Source organism: Nonomuraea sp. NPDC049637 (assembly GCF_040675235.1).
Taxonomy (GTDB): domain Bacteria; phylum Actinomycetota; class Actinomycetes; order Streptosporangiales; family Streptosporangiaceae; genus Nonomuraea.
This window is the reverse complement of sequence record NZ_JBFAOM010000027.1, coordinates 23,555-40,443: the sequence shown is the minus strand read 5'-3', so window position 1 is coordinate 40,443 and position 16,889 is coordinate 23,555. Positions and strand designations below refer to the sequence as shown.

The 16,889-nt window shown below is 70.6% G+C and carries 17 protein-coding genes; 4 read left to right on the top strand and 13 right to left on the bottom strand.

What is annotated here, in order from left to right:
• Positions 1 to 35: 35 nt before the first annotated feature.
• The 4 genes from secG to gap all read right to left on the bottom strand — a co-directional run bounded on the left by secG (position 36) and on the right by gap (position 3,382).
• Positions 36 to 266, bottom strand: coding sequence for a preprotein translocase subunit SecG (secG, locus tag AB0J71_RS31420; protein ID WP_090942947.1), 231 nt, complete (start codon positions 264 to 266; stop codon positions 36 to 38).
• Between the two features lie 99 nt (positions 267 to 365).
• Positions 366 to 1,151 carry a triose-phosphate isomerase gene (gene tpiA / locus AB0J71_RS31415; RefSeq protein WP_352323027.1) on the bottom strand — a complete coding sequence of 262 codons (786 nt, stop codon included), beginning with the start codon at positions 1,149 to 1,151 and terminating at the stop codon, positions 366 to 368.
• A gap of 1 nt (position 1,152) precedes the next feature.
• Positions 1,153 to 2,340 carry a phosphoglycerate kinase gene (locus AB0J71_RS31410; RefSeq protein ID WP_352323028.1) on the bottom strand — a complete coding sequence of 396 codons (1,188 nt, stop codon included), beginning with the start codon at positions 2,338 to 2,340 and terminating at the stop codon, positions 1,153 to 1,155.
• A 37-nt stretch (positions 2,341 to 2,377) separates the two neighbouring features.
• Complete coding sequence (gene gap, locus AB0J71_RS31405) at positions 2,378 to 3,382, bottom strand: type I glyceraldehyde-3-phosphate dehydrogenase (RefSeq protein ID WP_352323029.1); 1,005 nt, start codon at positions 3,380 to 3,382, stop codon at positions 2,378 to 2,380.
• A gap of 182 nt (positions 3,383 to 3,564) precedes the next feature.
• On the opposite strand from gap, the gene AB0J71_RS31400 reads away from it, so the two are divergent.
• Positions 3,565 to 4,263 (top strand): hypothetical protein, encoded by a 699-nt coding sequence (locus AB0J71_RS31400; protein ID WP_364417348.1) that lies wholly within the window; start codon positions 3,565 to 3,567, stop codon positions 4,261 to 4,263.
• Positions 4,264 to 4,450: 187 nt separating this feature from the next.
• Here AB0J71_RS31400 and whiA read toward each other — a convergent pair whose 3' ends face one another.
• The 7 genes from whiA to AB0J71_RS31365 all read right to left on the bottom strand — a co-directional run bounded on the left by whiA (position 4,451) and on the right by AB0J71_RS31365 (position 10,997).
• Positions 4,451 to 5,431 (bottom strand): DNA-binding protein WhiA, encoded by a 981-nt coding sequence (whiA, locus tag AB0J71_RS31395; RefSeq protein WP_138714326.1) that lies wholly within the window; start codon positions 5,429 to 5,431, stop codon positions 4,451 to 4,453.
• A gap of 72 nt (positions 5,432 to 5,503) precedes the next feature.
• On the bottom strand, positions 5,504 to 6,460 hold the full coding sequence (gene yvcK / locus AB0J71_RS31390) for a uridine diphosphate-N-acetylglucosamine-binding protein YvcK (RefSeq protein ID WP_364417447.1): 957 nt from the start codon (positions 6,458 to 6,460) through the stop codon (positions 5,504 to 5,506).
• An 11-nt stretch (positions 6,461 to 6,471) separates the two neighbouring features.
• Positions 6,472 to 7,338: an RNase adapter RapZ gene (rapZ, locus tag AB0J71_RS31385; protein ID WP_352323031.1), complete on the bottom strand. Its 867-nt coding sequence runs from the start codon at positions 7,336 to 7,338 to the stop codon at positions 6,472 to 6,474.
• Positions 7,339 to 7,382: 44 nt separating this feature from the next.
• Positions 7,383 to 9,287 carry an excinuclease ABC subunit UvrC gene (uvrC, locus tag AB0J71_RS31380; RefSeq protein WP_352323041.1) on the bottom strand — a complete coding sequence of 635 codons (1,905 nt, stop codon included), beginning with the start codon at positions 9,285 to 9,287 and terminating at the stop codon, positions 7,383 to 7,385.
• A 128-nt stretch (positions 9,288 to 9,415) separates the two neighbouring features.
• Positions 9,416 to 9,838: a Rieske (2Fe-2S) protein gene (locus tag AB0J71_RS31375; RefSeq protein ID WP_364417346.1), complete on the bottom strand. Its 423-nt coding sequence runs from the start codon at positions 9,836 to 9,838 to the stop codon at positions 9,416 to 9,418.
• 76 nt (positions 9,839 to 9,914) lie between these two features.
• The gene (locus AB0J71_RS31370; protein WP_352323033.1) at positions 9,915 to 10,382 is read right to left on the bottom strand and encodes a Rieske (2Fe-2S) protein; all 468 of its coding nucleotides are present in this window, start codon (positions 10,380 to 10,382) and stop codon (positions 9,915 to 9,917) included.
• 198 nt (positions 10,383 to 10,580) lie between these two features.
• On the bottom strand, positions 10,581 to 10,997 hold the full coding sequence (locus AB0J71_RS31365; protein WP_364417344.1) for a Rieske (2Fe-2S) protein: 417 nt from the start codon (positions 10,995 to 10,997) through the stop codon (positions 10,581 to 10,583).
• A gap of 220 nt (positions 10,998 to 11,217) precedes the next feature.
• Between AB0J71_RS31365 and AB0J71_RS31360 the strand changes: the two genes are divergently transcribed.
• Positions 11,218 to 11,964, top strand: coding sequence for a DUF2306 domain-containing protein (locus tag AB0J71_RS31360; RefSeq protein WP_364417341.1), 747 nt, complete (start codon positions 11,218 to 11,220; stop codon positions 11,962 to 11,964).
• 140 nt (positions 11,965 to 12,104) lie between these two features.
• On the opposite strand, the gene uvrA is transcribed toward AB0J71_RS31360, so the two are convergent.
• The gene (uvrA, locus tag AB0J71_RS31355) at positions 12,105 to 14,945 is read right to left on the bottom strand and encodes an excinuclease ABC subunit UvrA (protein WP_352323036.1); all 2,841 of its coding nucleotides are present in this window, start codon (positions 14,943 to 14,945) and stop codon (positions 12,105 to 12,107) included.
• 217 nt (positions 14,946 to 15,162) lie between these two features.
• Here uvrA and AB0J71_RS31350 point away from each other — a divergent pair, with 217 nt between their 5' ends.
• Together AB0J71_RS31350 and AB0J71_RS31345 are read left to right on the top strand one after the other, a co-directional pair.
• Positions 15,163 to 15,954, top strand: coding sequence for a maleylpyruvate isomerase family mycothiol-dependent enzyme (locus AB0J71_RS31350; protein ID WP_364417339.1), 792 nt, complete (start codon positions 15,163 to 15,165; stop codon positions 15,952 to 15,954).
• Positions 15,951 to 16,607: an MBL fold metallo-hydrolase gene (locus AB0J71_RS31345; RefSeq protein WP_352323038.1), complete on the top strand. Its 657-nt coding sequence runs from the start codon at positions 15,951 to 15,953 to the stop codon at positions 16,605 to 16,607. The genes AB0J71_RS31350 and AB0J71_RS31345 overlap by 4 nt, the downstream gene beginning before the upstream one ends.
• A 1-nt stretch (position 16,608) precedes the next feature.
• On the opposite strand, the gene AB0J71_RS31340 is transcribed toward AB0J71_RS31345, so the two are convergent.
• Positions 16,609 to 16,884, bottom strand: coding sequence for a hypothetical protein (locus tag AB0J71_RS31340; RefSeq protein WP_352323039.1), 276 nt, complete (start codon positions 16,882 to 16,884; stop codon positions 16,609 to 16,611).
• Positions 16,885 to 16,889 lie beyond the last annotated feature (5 nt).

The following is a 16,889-nucleotide window of genomic DNA, read 5'->3' as shown; positions in this document are numbered from 1 at the left end:
GGGGGAGAATCACTGTCACGCGTTAATCAGTTGTCTCAGGGCCGCATGAGCAGGCCGAGAGCGATGATGCAGACGAACCAGACGGTGCCCGTGATGACGGTCAGCCGGTCGAGGTTGCGCTCCACCACCGAGGAACCACCGAAGTTCGACGAGAAACCGCCGCCGAACATGTCAGACAGGCCGCCACCCTTGCCTTTGTGGAGCAGGACGAGCAGGATCATGAGACCGCTCGCCAGGATGAGGGCGATGGAGATTCCGATTTCCACGGTATGCCTGTTCCTTCAGTGCTCTGTTACGCGTGACGATTCAAACTTGCCTCTTGAGGGTACGGCCTGGTGTCAAGTCGCACCCTCAGAACGACTCAGTTAGCCAGGCAATTCGGAGAATCGGCAGATCTTGGCGAACTCCCCGGCGTCGATGCTGGCACCGCCCACGAGCGCGCCGTCGACATCGGGTTGAGCCATGATCCCCACGATATTGCCGGACTTGACCGAGCCACCGTAAAGGATACGGACCGCGGAGGCCACTTCGGGGTCGTAGAGCTCCGCGAGTCTCACCCGCAACGCTCCGCAGACCTCCTGGGCGTCCTCCGGGGTGGCCACCTCGCCCGTGCCGATCGCCCACACGGGCTCGTAGGCCACCACTATCGATTTTGCCTGCTCGGCGCTGATTTTGCGCAGGGCGCCGTCGAGTTGACCGAGACTGTGCGCGATGTGGCCGCCCTCTTGGCGCACGGCCAGCCCCTCGCCCACGCACAGGATGGGCGTGAGCGAGTGCCGGTAGGCCGCCTGCACCTTGGCGTTGACGAGGTCGTCGTCCTCGCCGTGGTACTGGCGGCGCTCGGAGTGGCCGATGACCACGTACGTGCAGCCGAGCTTGGCCAGCATGACGCCCGACACCTCGCCGGTGTAGGCGCCGCCGTCGTACTGGGACAGGTCCTGAGCCCCGTAGACGATGCGCAGCTTGTCGCCGTCGACCAGCGTCTGGACGCTGCGCAGGTCGGTGAAGGGCGGCAGGACGGCCACGTCGGCCTTGTCGAAGTCCTTGTCGCTGAGCGCGAACGCCAGCTTCTGGACCAGGGCGATGGCCTCAAGGTGATTGAGGTTCATCTTCCAGTTGCCGGCGATGAGCGGCTTGCGCTGCTGGGCCACCTCAGTCCTCCAGAGCCGCGAGTCCGGGAAGGGTCTTGCCCTCAAGGTATTCCAGGCTGGCCCCGCCGCCGGTGGAGATGTGCGAGAAACCGTCCTCGGGCAGGCCCAGCCTGCGCACGGCCGCCGCGGAGTCGCCGCCGCCGACCACCGTGAAGGCGTCGGAGCCGATGAGCGCCTCGGCCACCGCCCTGGTGCCGCCGGAGAACGCGTCGAACTCGAACACGCCCATCGGCCCGTTCCAGAAGACGGTCTTGGCGTCGGCCAGCTTGCTCGCGAACAGCTCGCGCGTCCTGGGGCCGATGTCGAGCCCCTCGCGGTCGGCCGGGATCGCGGTGGCCTCGACCACCTCGTGCTCGGCGTCGGCCGCGAAGGTGACGGCCGCCAGCACGTCGACCGGCAGCACGAGGTCGACGCCCCGCTTGCCGGCCTCGGCGAGGAAGCCGCGCACCTGGTCGAGCTGGTCCTCCTGGAGCAGCGACCGGCCCACCTCGTGGCCCTGGGCCTTGAGGAAGGTGTAGGCCATGCCGCCGCCGATGAGCAGCCGGTCGACCTTGGTGAGCAGGTTGGCGATGACGCCCAGCTTGTCGGAGACCTTGGCCCCGCCCAGGACGACCACGTAGGGACGCTCGGTGTCCTCGGTCAGCCTGCGCAGCACCTCGACCTCGGCCACGACCAGCCCGCCGGCCGCGTGCGGCAGCAGCTTGGGCACGTCGTAGACGCTGGCGTGCTTGCGGTGCACCGCGCCGAACCCGTCGCCGACGTAGAGGTCGGCCAGGGCGGCCAGCTTCTCGGCGAACGCGCCGCGGGCGGCGTCGTCCTTGGACTCCTCGCCGGGCTCGTAGCGCAGGTTCTCCAGCAGGGCGACCTGGCCCTCCTGGAGGGCCTCGACCGTCTGCCGCGCGCTGTCGCCGACCACGTCGGTGGCGAAGGCGACGTCCTGGCCGAGCAGCTCGCCCAGGCGGGCGGCCACCGGCGCGAGCGAGTACTCGGGGTTGACCTTGCCCTTGGGCCTGCCCAGATGGGCGCAGACGACGACCTTGGCGCCGCGCCCGGCCAGCGCCTGGATCGTCGGCACCGACGCGCGGATGCGGCCGTCGTCGGTGATCTTCTCCCCGTCGAGCGGGACGTTGAGGTCGGCGCGCACGAGCACGCGCCGCCCCTTGACGTCGAGATCGTCGAGCGTGCGCATGCTCATGCTCCTGTTCCCGCAGCGGCCTCGGTCACCCTCACAGGTCGCGGCCGACCAGCTCGATCAGGTCGGCGAGGCGGTTGGAGTAGCCCCACTCGTTGTCGTACCAGCCGACGACCTTGACCTGGTTGCCGATGACCTTGGTGAGGCCGGCGTCGAAGATGCAGGAGTGGGGGTCGGTGACGATGTCGGAGGAGACGATCTCGTCCTCGGTGTAGCTGAGGATGCCCTTGAGCGGGCCGTCGGCGGCGGCCTTGACCGCGGCGTTGACCTCCTCGGCGGTGACCTCGCGGCTGACGTCGACGGTGAGGTCGGTGGCCGAGCCGGTGGGGATCGGCACGCGCATGGCGAAGCCGTCGAGCTTGCCCTTGAGCTCGGGCAGCACCAGGCCGATGGCCTTGGCGGCGCCGGTGGAGGTGGGCACCACGTTGAGGGCGGCGGCCCGGGCGCGGCGCAGGTCCTTGTGCGGGCCGTCCTGCAGGTTCTGGTCCTGCGTGTAGGCGTGGATGGTGGTCATCAGACCCTTCTCGATGGTGAAGGTGTCGTGGATGACCTTGGCCATCGGGGCCAGGCAGTTGGTGGTGCAGGACGCGTTGGAGATGATCGTGTGGCTGGCCGGGTCGTAGACGTCCTCGTTGACGCCCATCACGATGGTGACGTCCTCGTTCTTGGCCGGCGCGGAGATGATGACCTTCTTGGCGCCGTTGTCGGCGTGCACCTTGGCCTTGGAGGCGTCGGTGAACAGGCCGGTGGACTCCACCACGACGTCGACGCCGAGGTCGCCCCAGGGCAGCTTGGCCGGGTCGCGCTCCGCGAACGCCTTGATCGCCTTGCCGTCGACGGTGATCTCGTCGCTGGAGGCCTTCACCTCGTACGGCAGACGGCCCAGGATGCTGTCGTACTTCAGCAGGTGGGCGAGCGTCGCGTTGTCGGTCAGGTCGTTGACCGCGACGATCTCGATGTCCTTGCCGCTGGCGGCGACCGCGCGCCAGAAGTTGCGACCGATGCGGCCGAAGCCGTTGACGCCTACGCGGATGCTCACGGAAACCGATCTCCTCGAACAGATGGCGGTTGAATCTCAACCACGAACACTATCGGACCCAAATTGGTTTAGACCACTGCAGGTACTGCCCTGCGTATCCCCGTTCAGGGGGCGCAATTTGCGAGCTTCGAGTAAAGTGCCCGACTCGTCGGAGTAAATTCGTGCATTCTCTGGGGGCTGAGATGTCACATAAGCGGTCCGGCCTGCTTCCTGGACTGATCGCGGGGCTGGTCGCCGCGCTGGTCTGCGCGGCGGCCCTGGGGCTCGCGGTGCTGTTCCAGGACCGGCTGCCGAGGGCCGTGGCCACGCTGGGCAACGGCCACGCCCTGTCGGTGACGCTGTCGCTCCTGATCGCGCTGCTGGTCGCCCTGGCCGTGGGCGCGGCCCGCCCGCGCAGCCGGGCGCTGCCGGTGGTGGCCGCCCTGTACGCGGCGGCGGCCGTCGCCGGCGGCCAGATCTCGGGCGTGTCCGTCATGCTCGGCGCCGCTCGGCGCACCCCCGCGACCGGCACGCCCTTCTCCCCGCGGCTCGGCGACATCACGGCGGCCAACGCCGGCGAGGGGCTTCCCCGCGCCCTGGCGGTCTACCGCGAGCCGCTCGCGCAGACCTGGCAGATGTGGCTGTACATCGCCGTCGCCGCCGTGGCGGCGCTCCTGCTGGTCACGCTGCGCGTCTTCCGCGTACGCCGCGCCGACCGGGCCGCCTTGGCCGCTCAGGAGGCGGCGGAGGAGGCGGGGCAGGAGTACCGGGCGCCCTTCGAGCCCGCGCAACCGCCCGCCCAGTCGTCGGCACAGTCGTCCGCGCAGGTGCTCGCTCAGCCGCCCGCGCAGCAGGCCGTGCCCGCGGACCTGTTCACGCCGCGCAAGCCCGCCAGGGATTGACGGACGCCCACTCAGCAGCCGTCGGGCGGCCCACAGCGCGCTTCGTCACGGCGAACGGCCCGTGAGCCCTCACGACCGGCCAAGACGGGCCTGCAGGGACGTCGGCGCGTGCGGGCCACCGCGCGGAGCCGTACGGGATGGGGGTCTCCCGGACGGCGGCGCGGGCGCCCGCACGGCGGCGAGCCCGCTACGGCGCCAGCATGTCGACGGTGAGGTTGGCCTCGGTGTTGGGGATGCCCAGGTCGGAGGCGCGTTTGTCGGCCATGGCCAGCAGCCGCCTGATACGCCCGGCGATGGCGTCCTTGGTCAGCGGCGGGTCGGCGATCTGGCCCAGTTCCTCCAGCGACGCCTGCTTGTGCTCCACCCGCAGCCGCCCGGCCACCACCAGGTGGTCCGGCGCCTCCTCGCCGAGGATCTCCAGCGCGCGCTGCACCCGCGCGCCCGCCGCGACGGCCGCCCGCGCCGAACGCCGCAGGTTGGCGTCGTCGAAGTTGGCCAGCCTGTTGGCCGTCGCGCGCACCTCGCGGCGCATCCGGCGCTCCTCCCAGGCCAGCACGCTGTCGTGCGCGCCGAGGCGGGTGAGCAGCGCGCTGATCGCGTCGCCGTCGCGGACCACGACGCGGTCGACGCCGCGCACCTCCCGGGCCTTGGCGTGGATCTTCAGCCGCCGGGCCGAGCCGACCAGCGCGAGCGCGGCCTCCGGCCCCGGGCAGGTGACCTCCAGGGACATCGAACGCCCCGGCTCGGTCAGCGAGCCGTGCGCCAGGAAGGCGCCCCGCCAGGCCGCCTCGGCGTCGCAGGCCGCGCCGGCCACGACCTGCCGGGGCAGGCCGCGCACCGGGCGCCCGTGGTTGTCGATCAGGCCCGTCTGCCGGGCCAGCGCCTCACCGTCGCGGTAGACGCGCACCACGTAGCGCGAGCCCTTGCGCAGCCCGGCCGGCGCGAGCACGAGCACCTCGGCCTTGTGGCCGAACACCTCGCCGATGTCCTTGATCAGCCGCCGCGCGGTGGCGTTGGTGTCGAGCTCGGCCTCGATCACGATGCGGCCGCCCACCAGGTGCAGGCCGCTGGCGAACCGCAGCAGCGTGGAAACCTCCGCCTTGCGGCAGCACGGTTTCAGCACCGGCAGGCGGCTCAGTTCGTCCTTCACCACACCTGTCATCGCCATAAGCGTTAGTCCTTCCCCCATTCAGACCGGCTCCCGCCAGTCTCTCGCACCTTCGCGCCACGCCGACCAGGATCAACGCTTCTGGAGGAAAATCTCGTCCAGGACGGAGGCAAGACGTCGTGGGTCATGCCGGGGCGAGCCGTCGGCGGCGGCCACGTCGGCCAGGACGAGCCGGGCGCCGAGCGCCGCCGCGGCCTTGTCCAGGGCGTCGAGGTCGTCGACCACGCCGGTGTCGGCCAGCACGACGTCGAAGGCCAGGTCGGGGGCGTGCTGGCGGAGCACCTCCAGGTGCTGCTGGGGGGAGAAGTCGTCGGTCTCGCCCGGCTGGGGGGCCAGGTTGAGGGTGACGAGCCGCTTGGCCTTGCTGTCGTGCAGCGCGCGGGCCAGCTCGGGGACCTTCAGGTGGGGCAGCACGCTGGTGAACCACGAGCCCGGCCCGAACACCAGCCAGTCTGCCTCGTGCACCGCGGCGACCGCCTCGGGACGCGCGGGCGGGTCTTCGGGCACCAGGGAGATGGCCTGCACCCGGCCCGGCGTGAGCGCGCAGGCGACCTGGCCGCGCACGGTCGAGGTGACGCCGTCGAGCTCGACCTCGGCCACGATGTCGAGCGGCACCGAGGCCATCGGCAGCACCCTGCCGTGCGCGCCGAGCAGCCGGCCCACCCAGTCAAGGCCGGCCACCGAGTCGCCGAGCAGCTCCCACAGCGCCACGATCAGCAGGTTGCCGACGGCGTGCCCGTGGAGCTCGCCCTCGCTGCGGAAGCGGTGCTGGACGACCTCGCTCCAGGTGATGCCCCACTCGTCGTCGCCGCACAGCGCGGCCAGCGCCATGCGCAGGTCGCCGGGCGGCAGCACGCCGAGCTCGCGGCGCAGCCGGCCGCTGGAGCCGCCGTCGTCGGCCACGGTCACCACCGCGGTCAGCCGGTCGGTCACGACCCGTAAGGCCGACAGCGAGGCGTAGAGCCCGTGGCCGCCGCCGAGGGCCACCACGCGGGGACCGTTCAGCGGATGGGGCAGCCCCGCGTCCATACGTTCATGGGTCACTCCCGCCCCACATCCCGGTGACTGACCTGGACCTCCATGCCGCGGTCGCGCAGGCGGGCGGCGACCTGCTCGGCCATGGCCACGCTGCGGTGCTTGCCGCCGGTGCAGCCCACGGCCAGGGTCGCGTAGCTCTTGCCCTCGCGGGCGTAGCCGGTGGCGACGACCTGCAGGACCTCCTCGTAGGCGTCGAGGAACTCCTTGGCGCCCGGCTGGCCGAGCACGTAGTCGCTGACGGGCGCGTCGAGGCCGTTCATCGGCCGCAGCTCGGGCACCCAGTGGGGGTTGGGCAGGAACCGGCAGTCGACGACGAGGTCGGCGTCGACCGGCAGGCCGTACTTGAACCCGAACGAGACGACGTTGAGCCGCAGCCCCGGACGGTCATCGCCGCCGAAGTAGGCGACGATCTTGTTGCGCAGGTCGTGCACGTTGTGGGACGAGGTGTCGATCACCAGGTCGGCGTTGGCCCGCACCTCGCGCAGGATGCCGCGCTCGCGGGTGATGCCGTCGACCAGGCGGCCCTCGCCCTGCAGCGGGTGGGGCCGGCGGACGTTCTCGAACCTGCGCACCAGTTCCTCGTCGCTGGCCTCGAGGAAGACGACCCGTACGCGCACGCCGCGGCCCTCCAGCTCCTCGATGGCCGCGTTGAGGTCGGTGGTGAAGGCCAGGCTGCGCACGTCGACGACCGCGGCCACCTTGTCGGCTGCCAGCTTGACCTTGCCCGCCTCCTCCGCCATCGCGAACAGCAGCCCCGGGGGCAGGTTGTCGATGACGAACCAGCCCAGGTCTTCCAGCGCCTTGGCGGCCGTGCTGCGCCCCGCCCCGGACATGCCGGTGACGATGACGAACGCCGGCTCGGTGCTCATGGCCTCACTCCGTTCGCCGACACCCTGCGCTCCCTCGCGGGTGTTCACGATGTATCTCCCTTCAGCGTCGACACGATGACCTCGGCGAGGGCCGGCCCGATGCCGGGAACCTCGCAGATCTCGGTCGCGCTGGCCTCGCGTAGCTTCTTGACGGAGCCGAAGTGCTTGAGCAACGCCTGCCTGCGCGCCGGCCCGAGGCCGGGCACGCCGTCGAGCGCGCTCTCCTTCACTGACTTGGACCTCTTGGAACGATGGTAGGTGATAGCGAACCTGTGTGCTTCGTCGCGGACGCGTTGCAGCAGGTAGAGACCCTCACTTGAACGAGGCATGATCACTGGCTGGTCGTCGCCGGGCAGCCACACCTCCTCCAGCCGCTTGGCCAGGCCGCACACCGCGACGTCGTCGATGCCGAGCTCGTCGAGCGCCCGCTGCGCGGCGGCCGCCTGCGGGCCCGCGCCGTCGACGACGACCAGGTTGGGCGGGTAGGCGAACTTGCGCGGTTTGCCGGTCTCGGGGTCGATGGGCCCGTGGCCGTCGTCGTCCTCGGCGGCCAGCTCGCCGGTGGCCGAACGTTCCTCCAGGTAACGCCGGAACCGCCGCATGATCACCTCGTGGATCGAGGCGACGTCGCCTTCCTTGGTCTTGATCGCGAAGCGCCGGTACTCGCTCTTGCGCGCCAGACCGTCCTCGAAGACCACCATGGACGCCACCACGTTCTCGCCCTGCAGGTGGGAGACGTCGTAACACTCGACGCGCAGCGGCGCCTGGTCGAGGTCGAGCGCGTCGGCGATCTCCTGCAGCGCCTTGCTGCGCGTGGTCAGGTCGCCGGCGCGGCGGATCTTGTGCTGGGCCAGCGACTCCTTGGCGTTGCGCTCGACGGTCTCCATCAGCGCCTTCTTGTCGCCGCGCTGCGGGACGCGCACCTCCACCCGGGCCCTGCGCTGCTCGGTCAGCAGCTCGGCGACCGCCTCGGCGTCGGGCGGCAGCGCGGGCACGAGCACCTCGCGCGGCATCGACTCGGGGCCGGCCTCGCCGTACATCTGCAGCAGGAACTGCTCGACCAGCTCGCCGGGCGAGGTCTCCTCGACCTTGTCGACCACCCAGCCCCGCTGACCGCGGATGCGGCCCCCGCGCACGTAGAACACCTGGACGGCGGCCTCCAGCGGATCCTCGGCCAGCGCGATCACGTCGGCGTCGGTGGCCTCGCCGAGCACCACGGCCTGCTTCTCCAGCGCGCGCTGCAACGCCTGGATGTCGTCGCGCAGCCGGGCCGCCCGCTCGTACTCCTGCTCGGCGGCGGCCTCGCGCATGTCCTTCTCGAGGCGCTTGATGAAGCGGGTGGTGTTGCCCGCCATGAAGTCGCAGAAGTCTTCGGCCAGCTCGCGGTGCTCCTGCGGGGTCACCCGGCCCACGCACGGCGCCGAGCACTTGTCGATGTACCCCAGCAGGCACGGACGGCCGATCTGCCCGGCCCGCTTGAACACCCCGGCGCTGCACGTGCGCACCGGGAAGACGCGCAGCAGCAGGTCGACGGTCTCGCGGATGGCCCAGGCGTGCGAGTAGGGGCCGAAGTAGCGGGTGCCCTTGCGCTTGGCGCCCCGCATGACCTGGACGCGCGGGAAGTCCTCCCCCATCGTCACCGCGAGGTAGGGGTAGGACTTGTCGTCGCGGTACTTGACGTTGAAGCGCGGGTCGAACTCCTTGATCCAGGAGTATTCGAGCTGCAGCGCCTCGACCTCGGTGCCGACGACGGTCCAGTCGACGTCGGCGGCCGTGGTGAGCATCGACTGGGTGCGCGGATGCAGCGCGGAGAAGTCGGCGAAGTAGGAGTTGAGCCGCTGCCGCAGGCTCTTGGCCTTGCCGACGTAGATCACCCGGCCGTGCGCGTCCCTGAACCGGTAGACCCCCGGCGACTCGGGGATCGAACCTGGTCTGGGCCGGAAACTCAAGGGGCTGCCCGCTGCTCTCGCCACGGTCAAAGACTAGTAGGCGCCACCGACAAGGTGACCCGCCGAGCTTCGGACGGCACGACGGGACTCACCACGTTCCCGGGTCAGGCCAGGGGTCAGGGCACGGGTCAGGCCAGGGTGATCTGGTCGCCCTCCACCTTGATCTGCTGGGCGGCCAGCGGCTTGTCGGCCGGCCCATTGGTGACCGAGCCGTCGGCGATGTCGAACTTGCTGCCGTGGCACGGGCACACGATCGCGCCGTCCGCGACGCTGGCCACCGGGCAGCCCTTGTGCGTGCAGATCGCGCTGAAGGCCTTGAACTCGCCCGCCGTCGGCTGCGTCACCACGATCTTCTGGTCCTTGAAGATCGTGCCGCCGCCGACGGGGATGTCTGCCGTCTTGGCCAGCGCGCCGCCGGACTGCGATGCGCCCGGCTGGGCCGCGCTCGACTGGCCGCCCGCGTCGGGCGCGGTGGCCGCCGGGGTCTCGGTGCTTCCGCCGCAGGCGCTGATCGCCAGGGCCAGCCCGCCCGCGCCCACACCCGCTATCACTGCCCTACGGCTTCGAAGGTCATCTCCCATGCGTCCCACCCAACCGGAGGCAGGTGAGAAATTCATGAGACGGGGATTAGGCGAGTCTGATCTTGTCGCCGTCCACGGTGATCTTCTTCTCGGCGAGCGGCGCGCCGGCGGGGCCGTCGGCCACCGAACCGTCCTCGATCTTGAACTTGCTGCCGTGGCAGGGGCAGTTGATGGTGCCGTTCGAGACGGCGGCGACCGTGCATCCCGCATGGGTGCAGATCGCCGTGAACGCCTTGAACTCCCCCTCGGTCGGCTGCGTCACCACGATCTTCTGGTCCTTGAAGACCGTGCCGCCGCCGACCTGGATGTCACTGGTGTCGGCCAGCGCCTTGGCCTTCTTCTTCGCCTTCTTCTTGGGCTCCGACGACGGCTCCTCGGCGTCCGGTTCCTTCGCGGCCGGCGCCTCGTTCGCCGCCGTCGTCGGCGAACCGTAGCTCGCGCACGCCGTCAGAACCGCCGCGAGCCCGGCGCCTCCGGCGCCGAGCATGACCGTCCGGCGCGTCGTTTCTGTCATGGTGCGTCCTCCCAGGTCTCGGTCTCACATGCAGGTACGGCCGGTGCCCCCGCACCGGTTCAGCCTGCACGCCCCCAATCCCGGAAACCACGCACAATTACCCAGAACAAGCTCTCCGGCCCGCCCCCCGAGCCACGAGCGCGGGCCTCAGACAGGTCATGGGCCTGCGCTCTCAGACCGCATCCTCAGACCGCGTCCTCAGACCACGACGATGCCGTCGCCCTCCACCTTGACCTGGTAGACCGTCAGCGGCGCAGTCGCCGGCCCCTTGGTGGCCTTGCCGCTGTCGGCGGCGAACTCGCTGCCGTGGCACGCGCACGTGATGACGTTGTCCTTCGGCCTGCCCACCGTGCATCCCTTGTGGGTGCAGACCGCGCTGAACGCCTTGTAGACGCCCTTCGTGGGCTGCGTGACCACGATCCGCCACTCCTGCACGATCGTGCCGCCGCCGACGGGCACGTCCGCCGTCTTGGCGAGCACCTTGCCCTTGATCCCCGACGCCGGCTGCGCCTTGGCGTCCCCCGCTCCGCACCCGGCCAGCGCCAGCCCGCACGCGGCCACCCCCGCCACGCCGAGCACTTCGCGACGCCCGATGCCGCTGCTGTTTTCGGGCATGGCTTCGCCCTGATTCGTCACCGTCATGATTCAGCCGACCCTTCGCGTCTCCGCCGACCCCCAGCAGGTCAAGCCGTTACCCGTGCCTCAACTTTATTGGCTCCACCCCTCGGTCCGCCCATCGGGTGACCGATACGGTCACCGTCGCGGCAACGAGCGGGCGGCGCACGGTCAGCGGACGGTACGCCCGCGGTCAGCGCCAGGCGCGAGCGTGTCGCTCATGACACTCACCGAGACTCCCACTCCCACGACGTCCGGACCGCGCTGGTGGCGGCGTCCGTGGGTCGCCCCGCTCGCGGTGCTGGCGATCGCGTTCGTCGCCTTCTCCCTGCCGCCCTACCTGTCGCTGGACCCGAGCCGGTCGCGGGTGCCCGCGCCCGACTTCTTCCCGCCGCACTTCGCGGTGCTCTCCCTGCACGTGATCTTCGGCTCGATCGCGATGATCTCGTGCTGCTTACAGGTCTGGCCGTGGTTCCGGGCCCGCCATCCGCGGGCCCACCGCGTGATCGGCCGGGTGTACGTCTTCGGCGGCTGCCTGCCCGGCGGCCTGCTGGGCCTGGTGGTCAGCCTGGCCACGCCCTTCGGCCCGGTGACCAGGGCCAGCGGCGTGGTGCTGGCGCTGCTCTGGCTGGGCTGCACCCTGGCCGGCTGGCGGATGGCCAGGCAGCGCAGGTTCGTCGATCATCGCAGGTGGATGATCCGCAGCTTCGCCCTGACGATGTCGATCATCACCAACCGCCTGTGGGGCGCGGTGTTCGTCATCACGCTGTCACCGCAGCTCGACACCACCTTCCACGGCGACCAGGCGTTGCTGGCCGCCACGGTCGGCGCGCTGAGCGCCTGGCTGGGCTGGGTGCTGCCGCTGCTGTTCGCCGAGTGGTGGCTGGAGCGCGGCGACGCCGCCAAGCGCCGCCGCCGCGCCCGAGCCACCGCCCTGACCTCCAGCGAACCCCGCACCACCACCTGACCAGGCGGGACCCAGCCGCACACCGGGCCACCACCCGCCCCACAGCGAGACGGACCCCACCCGACTCGCGGTGAGACGGGCTCACCCGAACCGCCACCCGACTCCCGGTGAGACGGGTCCCATCCGAGCCGCCACCTGCCTCAGAGCGACAGGATCTTCCGCAGGAAGCGCCCGGTGTGGCTCTCGTTGACCAGGGCCACCTCTTCGGGCGTGCCCGCGGCCACGAGCGTGCCGCCGCGGGACCCGCCTTCGGGGCCCATGTCGATGATCCAGTCGGCGGTCTTGATGACGTCGAGGTTGTGCTCGATGACGATCACCGTGTTCCCGCCGTCGACCAGCCGCCCGAGCACGCCGAGCAACCGGCGGATGTCCTCGAAGTGCAGGCCGGTGGTGGGCTCGTCGAGCACGTAGATCGTCCGCCCGGTCTGGCGGCGCTGCAGCTCGGAGGCGAGCTTGACGCGCTGCGCCTCGCCGCCGGACAACGTGGTCGCCGGCTGCCCGAGCCGCACGTAGCCCAGGCCGACGTCGTTGAGCGTCTGCAGGTGCCGCTTGATCGCCGGGATCGCGTCGAAGAAGGCCAGCGCCTCCTCGATCGGCATGTCGAGCACCTCGGCGATCGTCTTGCCCTTGTAGTGGACCTCCAGCGTCTCCCGGTTGTACCGGGCGCCGTGGCAGACCTCACAGGGGACGTAGACGTCCGGCAGGAAGTTCATCTCGATCTTGATCGTGCCGTCGCCCGCGCACGCCTCGCAGCGCCCGCCCTTGACGTTGAAGCTGAACCGCCCGGGCTGGTAGCCGCGCACCTTGGCCTCGGCCGTCTGGGCGAACAGCTTGCGCACGTGGTCGAAGACCCCGGTGTACGTGGCCGGGTTGGAGCGCGGCGTACGGCCGATCGGCGACTGGTCGACGTGCACGACCTTGTCCACCTGGTCCATGCCGTTGATGCGGGAGTGCCGCCCCGGCACCGTGCGGGCGCCGTTGAGCTCCTTGGCCAGCGCGTTGTAGAGGATGTCGTTGACCAGCGTCGACTTGCCCGACCCGGACACGCCGGTCACCGCCGTGAACACGCCCAGCGGGAACTCGATGTCGACGCCCTTGAGGTTGTGCTCGCGCGCGCCCTTGACCGTGATCTGCCGCTTCTTGTCGCGCTTGCGGCGCTTGGCCGGGATCGGGATGCTCCGGCGTCCCGACAGGTACTGGCCTGTCATGGACTCCTCGCTGGCGAGGAGCTCCTGGACGGTGCCGGACACCACGACCTGGCCGCCGTGCTCGCCGGCGCCGGGACCGATGTCCACCACCCAGTCGGCGGCGGCGATGGTGTCCTCGTCGTGCTCGACGACGATCAGCGTGTTGCCCATGTCGCGCAGCCTGATCAGCGTGTCGAGCAGGCGCATGTTGTCACGCTGGTGCAGGCCGATGGACGGCTCGTCCAGCACGTAGAGGACGCCGACCAGCCCGGAGCCGATCTGCGTGGCCAGCCGGATGCGCTGGGCCTCGCCACCGGCGAGGGTGGCGGCGGCGCGGTCCATGGTGAGGTAGTCGAGGCCGACGTCGAGCAGGAAGCCCATGCGGGCGTTGATCTCCTTGACCACCCGCTCGGCGATGTGCATGTCACGGTCGGACAGCTTCAGCTCGGCCAGGAACTTCGCGCACTCGCCGATCGACATGGCCGCGACCTCGGCGATCGACCTGTCGTCGACGGTGACGGCGAGGGTGACCGGCTTGAGCCGGGCGCCCTTGCAGGCCGGGCACGGGATCTCGCGCATGTAGCCCTCGAAGCGCTCGCGCGTGGCGTCGCTCTCGGCCTCGGCGTGCCGGCGCTGCACCCAGGGGATGACGCCGTCGAAGGTGGTGTAGTAGGAGCGCTGTCGGCCGTAACGGTTGCTGTAGCGGACGTGCACCTGCTCGTCGTGGCCGTACAGCAGCGACTTCTGGGCCTTCTTGGGCAGCCGCTCCCACGGCGTGTCGAGGGTGAACCCGACCGTGTGGCCGAGCGCCTCGATCAGCCGGACGAAGTATTCGCTGGTGTGGCCGCCCGACCACGGGTGCAGCGCGCCGTCGCCGAGCGTGCGCTCGGGGTCGGGCACCACCAGGTCGGGGTCGACCTCCATCTTGGTGCCGAGGCCGGTGCACTCGGGGCAGGCGCCGAAGGGCGAGTTGAAGGAGAACGAGCGCGGCTCCAGCTCCTCGAACGACAGGTCGTCGTAGGGGCAGTAGAGGTGCTCGGAGTAGAAGCGCTCACGGCCCGGGTCGTCTTCCGGCAGGTCGACGAACTCCAGCGTGATCGTGCCGCCGGACAGCTGCAGCGCGGTCTCGACGGAGTCGGTGAGCCGGCGGCGCGAGGACTCCTTGACCGACAGGCGGTCGACGATGACCTCGATGTCGTGCTTCTCGTACTTCTTCAGCGTCGGCGGCTCCTCCAGCCGCACGACCGTGCCGTCGACCCTGGCCCGCGCGAAGCCCTTGGTCTGCAGCTCGCGGAACAGCTCGGCGTATTCGCCCTTGCGGCCGCGGATGACGGGGGCGAGCACCTGGAAACGGGTGCCCTCCTCCAGGTCCATCACCCGGTCGACGATCTGCTGCGGCATCTGCCGGGCGATCGGACGGCCGCAGGCCGGGCAGTGGGGCTTGCCGATGCGCGCCCACAGCAGGCGCAGGTAGTCGTAGACCTCGGTGATGGTGCCGACGGTCGAGCGGGGGTTCTTGCTGGTGGCCTTCTGGTCGATGGACACCGCGGGCGACAGACCCTCGATGAAGTCGACGTCGGGCTTGTCCATCTGGCCGAGGAACTGGCGGGCGTAGGCCGACAAGGACTCGACGTAGCGCCGCTGGCCCTCAGCGAAGATCGTGTCGAAGGCCAGGCTCGACTTGCCGGAGCCGGACAGGCCGGTGAAGACGATCAGCGAGTCTCGCGGCAGGTCAAGCGAGACGTCCTTGAGGTTGTGTTCTCGTGCACCACGCACGATCAGGCGGTCTGCCACGGCGATCCCGGAGGTCGAAAGGCGGATAGGTCCACGGGGGATGGTAGACGGGGGCACCGACATTTTCGGCGAGCCGATCCCCGGCCCCCGAAAATCCGTCCTTCACAGGTTACGGCCATCTCCCGCGTCGGCAGGAGCCCTTTGAGAGTCAACCACTTGACCTGCCGCTTTATGCCCACGCCCGACCTTGGACACCTAAGTGATGAAATATCCGGACATGACTGTTCTACCCGCGGTGCAGGCCGAACTCGCCTCCGCGACCGACCTGCTGCTGGCCACGGCCGCCTCCCTGTCCGACGCCGACGTCGCGGCCCCGTCCCTGCTGCCCGGCTGGACCAGAGGGCACGTGCTGGCCCACCTGGCCGGCAACGCGCGCTCCCACCTCCGCCTCCTCACCTGGGCGAGGACGGGCGTCGAGACCCCGCAGTACCCCTCCCTGGAGGCCAGGACCGCCGAGATCGAGGCCGCCGCCGCCCGCCCGGCCGCGCGCCACCTGGCCGACCTGGCCGACAGCGCCGCGCGCCTGGCCGCCGCGATCCGCGATCTGCCCGCCCCGGCGTGGCCGGCGCCCGTCCGCGGCATGCGCCCGCCGTCGCATCCCGCCTGGTACGTCCTGGTACGCCGACTGCGCGAGGTGGGCATGCACCACGTGGACCTGGGCGCCGGGTACGGCCCCCGCGACTGGCCGGAGACGTTCGTCCATCGCGAACTGCACGACCTCCGCCGATCCTGGCCGTACGACCGCAGCACGGTGAGCGAGGTCGTCCTGACCGGCGAGCCGGGGCAAAGGTGGCAGAACCTCGGCCAGGGTCCTGCCGTGCAGGGACGACCGGCCGACATGCTGGCCTGGTTGACGGGAAGGTCGGACGGCGAGGGCGTTACCCTGGTGCCCGCGGGACAGCCGTCGCCGCCTGGTGACGGTGGCGCGCTCCTTCCCGAGCCGCCGCCGTGGCTGACGATGCCGGCCCCCGCTGATCTGCCCGCGACGCCCCCGAAGGACTACCCATGACCTACACCGGCGACGTCCGGGTCGGCGGCCCCGCCGACGTGCGCGAGCTGCCCGCCCTGACCATCTCCAAGCTGGCGGTCGGCCCCCACGACAACAACGCCTACCTGTTGCGTTCCACCGAGACCGGCGACGAGCTGCTGATCGACGCCGCGGCCGACGCCGACCGGCTGCTGGCGCTCGTCGGCGACCAGCCGCTCGGCGCGATCGTCACCACCCACCAGCACGGCGACCACTGGCAGGCCCTGGAACAGGTGGCCAGGGTCACCGGCGCCGAGGTGATCGCCCATCCGCTCGACGCGCCCGCCCTGCCCGTCCCGGTCGGCCGCACGGTCGACCACGGCGACACGATCGCCCTCGGCCCGGTCAGCCTGGAGGTCATCCACCTGCGCGGTCACACGCCCGGCTCGATCGCGCTGCTCTACGACGGCGGCCCCGACGGCCGTCACCTGTTCACCGGCGACTCCCTGTTCCCCGGCGGGGTGGGCAACACCGGCAGGGACCCGGAGCGTTTCGAGCGCCTCTACACCGACGTCACCGAGCGCATCTTCGACCGCCTGCCCGACGACACCTGGGTCTACCCCGGCCACGGCAAGGACACGACGCTCGGCGCCGAACGTCCCTCGCTGCCCGAGTGGAAGGCCAGAGGCTGGTAGCTCACCTGCCCGCGGCCAGCACGCGCACGATGCGCCCGGCCGCCAGGGCGGGATCGTCGGCCAGGCCCACGAGCTCGCCCCACGACCAGCGGTAGAACCACCCTTCGGGCAGCGGCACGCAGTCGATCGTCTCGGCCAGCAGCGCGGTGTCGGGATCGCTGATCCGCAGCGCGGGCGGGTCGGCCCGCAGGGTGGCGGTCAGCCCGCGCTGCTCCAGCTCGGTGGCCAGCTTGCCGAGGTAGTACGTACGCGTGTGCTCGCGCGGCATGGCCGACATGAATC